A 6,432-nucleotide genomic window follows, 5' to 3' on the forward strand; every position below is an offset into this window, starting at 1 on the left:
CTGAGACAGGACAGCTCGCCGCGTTGTGTCAGTAGACTGTCCGCTCACCGGTCAGCAGCTCGCCACCGCAACAACTATCTGCAGAGATGTTCAATCGTGCAAGTATGAGCCAGCAGACAGAGCGACTCGAACGACTCATCGCCGACGAACTCGGGGAGTGTTGTGACGGTGATGTCGAACAGCGACTCGACACACTCAGGACCTACCAGTCAGAAGGCCCGTCGAACCCCGACGCCGACCTCACCGCCCTCAAAACGCTGGGTAACGATACCCGCCACACCATCGTTCGGCTGCTAGACGCTGCAGACCGGGAACTCTGCGTCTGTGAGATTACAGCCATCGTCGACATCAGCGACAGTGCGATTAGCCACGCACTCTCGGACCTGCAGGATGCTGGCCTCGTTACTCGTCGCAAAGACGGGACGTGGCGGTACTACGACGTGACCGACCGCGCCGAAGCCCTGATTGGTGCACTCGACGAGACTCGTGAGGATGGACAATGACCGACGAACCGCTTCGGGTCGGCTTCGTCTGTGTGCAGAACGCCGGCCGGTCGCAGATGTCGGCGGCATTCGCCGAACGCGAACGCCAGCAGCGCGGACTCACCGACCAGGTTGAGGTCATCACCGGCGGAACTCGCCCCGCGGACCACGTCCACGAGGAGGTTGTGACGGTGATGGACGAAACTGGAATCGACCTGTCTGACAAGACGCCTCGAAAGGTATCGACGGCAGAACTCGAATCCTGTGCGTACGTCGCTACCATGGGCTGTTCGACGCTCGAACTCGACGCAACCAGTGTCGAGATTCGAGACTGGGCACTGGAGGACCCCGACGGACAGGATATGGAGCGGGTTCGGGAGATTCGCGACGAAGTCAGCGAGCGTGTCAGTGCGCTGTTCGACGAAATCGAAGCAGAGGTGACCACCAGTGCCTGACACACCCACATGTGTCAGAGCGTTCGAGACTGACGCACGGACAGGACAGGGTCTCGACGTGAGCGAGCCCATCTCTGGAGAAGACCGATGAGTGACGCAACCGTCCACGAACATGGGCCGAACTGCGGCTGTGAGAGCTGTGGAGACCCGCAGTCGATGGATTTCCTCGACAAGTATCTCACCGTCTGGATATTCGGGGCGATGGCAGTCGGCGTGGGACTCGGGTTCGTCGCGCCGTCAGTCACCCAGCCGATTCAGCAGTTCCACCTCGTCGAAATCGGTCTCGTCGCGATGATGTATCCGCCGCTGGCGAAAGCCGACTACTCACAGCTCCGTGCGGTGTTCAGCAACTGGCGAGTGCTCGGGTTGAGCCTCGTCCAGAACTGGCTCATCGGGCCGACACTCATGTTCGGACTCGCCGTGTTCTTCTTCAGCGGGCTCGTCCCGGGATTGCCGGCGCGGCCGGAGTTTTTCCTCGGCCTCGTGTTCATCGGGATGGCCCGCTGTATCGCGATGGTGCTGGTCTGGAACGAACTCGCCGAGGGCTCGACAGAGTACGTCACCGGCCTCGTCGCGTTCAACAGTCTCTTCCAGATTGTCACCTACGGCGTCTACGTCTGGTTTTTCGGACTCTTCCTCCCGCCGTTGCTGGGGATGGAGACCCTCGTCGCCGGTATCGAGACGTTCAACGTGACACCGGTGCAGGTGTTCGAGGCCATCGTCATCTTCCTCGGCATTCCGTTTGCCGGCGGCTTTCTCACGCGCTACGTTGGCACCCGGACCAAAGGCGTCGAGTGGTACGACGAGCAGTTCATTCCGAAAATCGACCCGTTGACGCTGGTCGCACTGCTGTTTACCGTCGTCGTGATGTTCGCAACGCAGGGCGGTGCCATCGTCGCTTCTCCCGGCGATGTGTTGCTCATCGCCGTGCCGCTCACAATCTACTTCGTGGCGATGTTCTTCGTGAGTTTCGGGATGGGCAGGGGTATCGGTGCGGACTACTCGACGACGACGGCCATCGGCTTCACCGCCGCCTCGAACAACTTCGAGCTCGCTATCGCCGTAGCCGTCGCGGTGTTTGGCGTTGGTTCCGGCGTCGCCTTCGCAACCGTCGTTGGCCCGCTCATCGAGGTGCCGGTCCTGCTGGCCCTGGTCAACGTCGCGCTGTATTTCCAGCGCAGGTTCGACTGGGCGGGAGCGACGACCGGAGCGTCTGTGGACGGCCGCTCCAGCCCATCAGCCGAAGACGACTAACAGGACTCAGACTACCCAGTTCGAACGCCGCCGGGTGTTGGCTCCACGTTCGACGGCCTGCGTCTACGACGGATTGAAACGCCTGTCGGCCGTAGGTAAACAGGAGAGATGACCGGCCACAGCGGGGAGCGTAACTCGACTGTCGGCGACGCGACAGCCGTCCCGTTCGCGGCTGATATCCCGAGACCGGGGGAGGTGACTGCAGAACCGGATGCGACCGGCGTCGTCGTCTGGCACCGCAAACATCTCCGGGTCGAGGACCACCGGGCACTGGCGGAGGCAGTCGCCGACGGCGACGTTGTCTGTCCGCTGTTCGTCTTCGACCCCGCGTTCTACGAGGACGGCCTCGCCTGTGACGCCCGCATCAGATTCCTCCACGAAGCTGTGACGAGTCTGTCGCGACTCTACGCTACCACGCCCGCTGACTCGATGGTTCGAGATGTGCCAGAGTCTGCCGGGTCTCTTGGCGACACTACTGATAACTCAGCCGCAGTACAGGCGCTGTCTGTCCCCGACCAGCCAGGGCTGACCTGCGCCTACGGCGACCCTGTCGCTGTGCTGTCGCGGTTCGTCGACCACGGGTGGCAGGTTCGGACGATGGCGACACCGACCAGCAGATATGGACTGCGCCGCGACGAGCGCGTCCGAGAGGCCTGTGGCAACGCCGTCGAGTTCGTCTCCGGCGACGGGCTACTGCGCGGCGAGGAGTGGCCTCGGACGGACTGGCAGTCACACGTCGAGAAGTGGCTAGCCGCGCCCCAACATAGCCCTTCGTGGGACGCGAAGCGACTCGTTCTCGATACGGGAGTGACGCCGGCACGGGTCGACCAGGCGTTCGACACCGCGCCGACGAAGACGAACGTCCCGACCGGGACCCACCGCGGTGCGACGACGCAGCTTCGGGAGTTCGTGGACAGAATCGGCTCGTACCCCGGGAATATCTCTGCGCCGGGAGACGCCCGCGATGGAACCAGTGGTCTCTCGCCGTATCTCAACTTCGGGCTACTCTCGGTCCGGCAAGTCCACCAGTACGTCGACGAGAATGCGCCGGAGTGTCGCGGCCAGGATATGTTCGAGAGTCGGCTGGTCTGGAATCTTCACTACAACCAGAAACTCGCCGACTGGCCGGGCTGGACAGACCGTGCAGTTAATCCTGTCTTCGAGGGCAAAAATTCCGACAACCACGACCCAGAGCTTGTCGCGGCGTGGAAGCGCGGCGAGACTGGCTTTCCGATGGTCGACGCCTCGATGCGCTGTCTGGCCGAAACTGGCTGGCTGAACTTCCGGATGCGCGCGATGTGTGCCTCCTTTTTCGCGCACATTCTCAAACAGCCCTGGCGACTCGGTGCCGACTGGTATCACCACCATCTCATCGACAGCGACGTTGGCATCAACTACACGCAGTGGCAGAGCCAGGCCGGGCTGATCGGCAAGCCATCCCAGCGGGTGTACAACCCTCGAAAGCAGGTCCGTGACCAAGACCCCGACGGGGAGTGGATCACTGGCTGGGTGCCCGAACTTGACGAGTTGCCGAGTCAGTTTCTCGACCAGCCAGAGCGAACACCACTGTCGGTACAGGACGACTGCGGCGTCGTGATTGGTGACACGTATCCCCGGCCAGTGGTCGACTACGAGGCCCAGCGCGAGGCGTTCTGGTCGACGTACGAACGACAGAGACCCGAGGCAGCCCGACAACTCGGTCGGCCGGAAATCGCAAAACGAGCCTCCTTTTCCGGCGGCTACGGAGCGGCACAGGCGATTGCGAAACGATACGGTGACAAAGATACCGAGTCGGGGACACAGATCTCGCTGTCAGATATTGTGGGCGAGGGGGAGAAGCAAGACACTGCGGGCGACACGGAGATGTCGGTTGCTGAGGGCCACGGCGAACCAGATGAAGACGAACCGCTGCCAACAGGAAGCGCTGAACAGGCAGGTGAACCATCACCAGACGACCGGAGAGCAGTCCCGGATCAATCGTCGGAGCCCAAAGGAGACGAGAGTGATTCAGAACAGACGGCAATCGGTCGGTTCGATTGAGCGCAGGTGTCCTGTCGGTCCGAGCGCGGACTAGGCGTCAGCGCCGTCCTCTCGGAGTTTGAACTTCTGGACCTTGCCGCTGGGATTTTTCGGGAGTTCGTCGACGAAGTGGTACGCCCGTGGTCGCTTGAAATCCGCCAGCGCCTCGGACTCTTTGAGATACTGGTCAAGAGCTTCTTCAGACGAGTCACCAACAACATAGGCGACCACCTGCTCGCCCCACTCGTCGTGTGGTTCGCCAACGACAGCCGCCTCAACAACGTCGTCGTGGGTGAACAGTACGTCCTCAACCTCCGTCGGATAGACGTTCTCCCCGCCAGTGATTATCATGTCGTCCTTGCGGTCGACGACGAAGAGATAGCCGTCCTCGTCGCGATAGCCCAGATCCCCGGTGTAGTACCACTCCTGACCGTCGGCTTCCCGCAACGAGTCTGCGGTCGCGTCCGGTCGGTTCCAGTACTCTCGCATCGTACACGGGCCAGCGAACAGAATCTCGCCAACCTCTCCCTGAGGTACCTCGTCGGTCGGGTCGCCATCCGGTTCGACGATCCGGAGGTCGTGGTTCAGTGCCGGCAACCCTGCCGAGCCCTGCTTGGAGACCTGGTCTTCTGGATACTGGAAGCTGCCACAGGGACCGATTTCGGTCATTCCGTAGGCCTGCAGGTAGCCCGCGTCGAAGACGTCCAGGCAGCCATCGAGCACCTCTCTCGGCATCGGCGCAGCGCCGTACAGCCCCAGTCGGAGCGACGAGACGTCGGCGTCGACCTCCTCGGCAGCCTGCAACAGTCCATTCCACCCGGTTGGCGCGGCGAAAAACAGCGACACGTCGTATTCGTCGATGGTCTGCAAGGCCCGCACAGGGTCGAAATCGTGGTGGATGATACTCGTCGCACCGACGTGAATGCGCGGGAACAGCGCCGCCTGCAGTTCCGCACAGTGATACAGCGGGAACGCAGAGAGCCCAACATCGTCGCGGCGAATCCCACCCTCAGCGATGCAGATGAGGTTGTGCTCCACCATATCGCGGTGCTCGTGGACGACGCCCTTCGGTCGGCCAGTGGTCCCCGAGGTATAGATGAAGGCGTAGATGTCGTCCTCCTCCACGACCGTCTCGGGTCGGTGTGTGGAACCGGCCGACAGCGCGTCGTAGAAATCACCAGCCCACGTCGGGCCATCCGCGTCGATGGAAAAGTACTGCTCGACGGTGTCCAGATTATCACGAGCGTCAGCGACAGCATCCTGTGTGGCGTCCTCGAAAATCAAGGCACTCGATTCGGCGTCGTTGAGAATGTACTCGATTTCGCCAGCGGGCAGTCGGTAGTTCAGTGGGTTGAAAACCGCGCCGAGTTTCGCACAGGCGAATACTGTCAACACAATCTCTGAGCCGTTGTGGAGCATCGTCGAAACGCGGTCCCCCTTCTCGATGCCTACGTCGGCAAGAGCGTTCGCAAGCTGGTTCGCCTTGGTGTCGAACTCCTCGAACGTCCAGTGCTGGTCTCGGCGTGGGTAGATCAGCCCGTCCTTGTCGGGATACTTTTCGGCGGTCTGTTCGAGTGTATCGCGCAGTGTTGGGTGCATTATCGGTCCCCCCAGCAGTGGGTTCGCTCGAAGGTCACTAAATACTACCGCGGGCCCTGTCAGGCCACGTCGCCACTGGACGCCCGCGAAAGCAGGGACACTGCAATCGCACCCCCGAAGAAGTCAATGCCGACCAGTACGAGGACCCCCGGAACCACACCGTCGAGCATGCCGCCGAACCACGACACCTCGATGACGGTCATCACATCCTGGTCGACCATCAGCGAGCGTGTGGCGTCGACGCCGTAGGTCACTGGGTTGATTCGTGCAAAGGTCTGGATCCACGACGGCAGTGCTTGCAGTGGGAGAAACGCACTCGACAGGAAAAGCAACGGAAACTGCAGCAGGTTCGCGCCGATGATTGTCGACTCCTGGTCGCGGGTGAGAATCGCCAGCGCGTTCGAGAACGCGACGAACCACAGTGAGAACAGAATCCCGACCGCGATAACCGACAGTCTGTCACAGAGTTGGTCGGCCTCTTCGAGATACTGGGTCGTGAGGAAGATCGGTACTTCCCAACCGACGTGAGCAGCGGAACTGAAGCGTCGCTCTGATTGAGGAAGACGTCCGGTTCAGAAGTGTGTTAAAGCTCCCTGAACCGGACGGTGTTCTTTCGGCAGCAG

5 protein-coding genes and 1 pseudogene are annotated in these 6,432 nt (G+C 61.6%); 4 read left to right on the plus strand and 2 right to left on the minus strand.

The annotated features are described in order from the left end of the window. Window positions 1-104 precede the first annotated feature (104 nt). The 4 genes from ACMGFM_RS15125 to ACMGFM_RS15140 all read left to right on the plus strand — a co-directional run bounded on the left by ACMGFM_RS15125 (window position 105) and on the right by ACMGFM_RS15140 (window position 4,231). Window positions 105-503: an ArsR/SmtB family transcription factor gene (locus ACMGFM_RS15125; protein WP_436903496.1), complete on the plus strand. Its 399-nt coding sequence runs from the start codon at window positions 105-107 to the stop codon at window positions 501-503. Further along, a complete protein-coding gene (locus ACMGFM_RS15130) occupies window positions 500-937 on the plus strand; it encodes a low molecular weight phosphatase family protein (protein ID WP_436903497.1) in 438 nt (145 codons plus the stop codon). Before ACMGFM_RS15125 ends, ACMGFM_RS15130 begins: the two co-directional genes overlap by 4 nt. 87 nt (window positions 938-1,024) lie before the next feature. Further along, the gene (gene arsB / locus ACMGFM_RS15135) at window positions 1,025-2,191 is read left to right on the plus strand and encodes an ACR3 family arsenite efflux transporter (RefSeq protein ID WP_436903498.1); all 1,167 of its coding nucleotides are present in this window, start codon (window positions 1,025-1,027) and stop codon (window positions 2,189-2,191) included. A gap of 108 nt (window positions 2,192-2,299) precedes the next feature. Beyond that, window positions 2,300-4,231, plus strand: coding sequence for a cryptochrome/deoxyribodipyrimidine photo-lyase family protein (locus tag ACMGFM_RS15140; protein ID WP_436903499.1), 1,932 nt, complete (start codon window positions 2,300-2,302; stop codon window positions 4,229-4,231). Window positions 4,232-4,261: 30 nt separating this feature from the next. On the opposite strand, the gene ACMGFM_RS15145 is transcribed toward ACMGFM_RS15140, so the two are convergent. Continuing rightward, window positions 4,262-5,809, minus strand: a complete 1,548-nt coding sequence (locus ACMGFM_RS15145; protein ID WP_436903500.1) for a long-chain-fatty-acid--CoA ligase — start codon at window positions 5,807-5,809, stop codon at window positions 4,262-4,264. A gap of 59 nt (window positions 5,810-5,868) precedes the next feature. Next, a pseudogene (locus tag ACMGFM_RS15150) lies at window positions 5,869-6,258 on the minus strand (ABC transporter permease); the annotation flags it as partial. Window positions 6,259-6,432 lie beyond the last annotated feature (174 nt).

The sequence above is a fragment of the Halovenus halobia genome (assembly GCF_051414135.1).
Classification (GTDB): Archaea; Halobacteriota; Halobacteria; order Halobacteriales; family Haloarculaceae; genus Halovenus; species Halovenus halobia.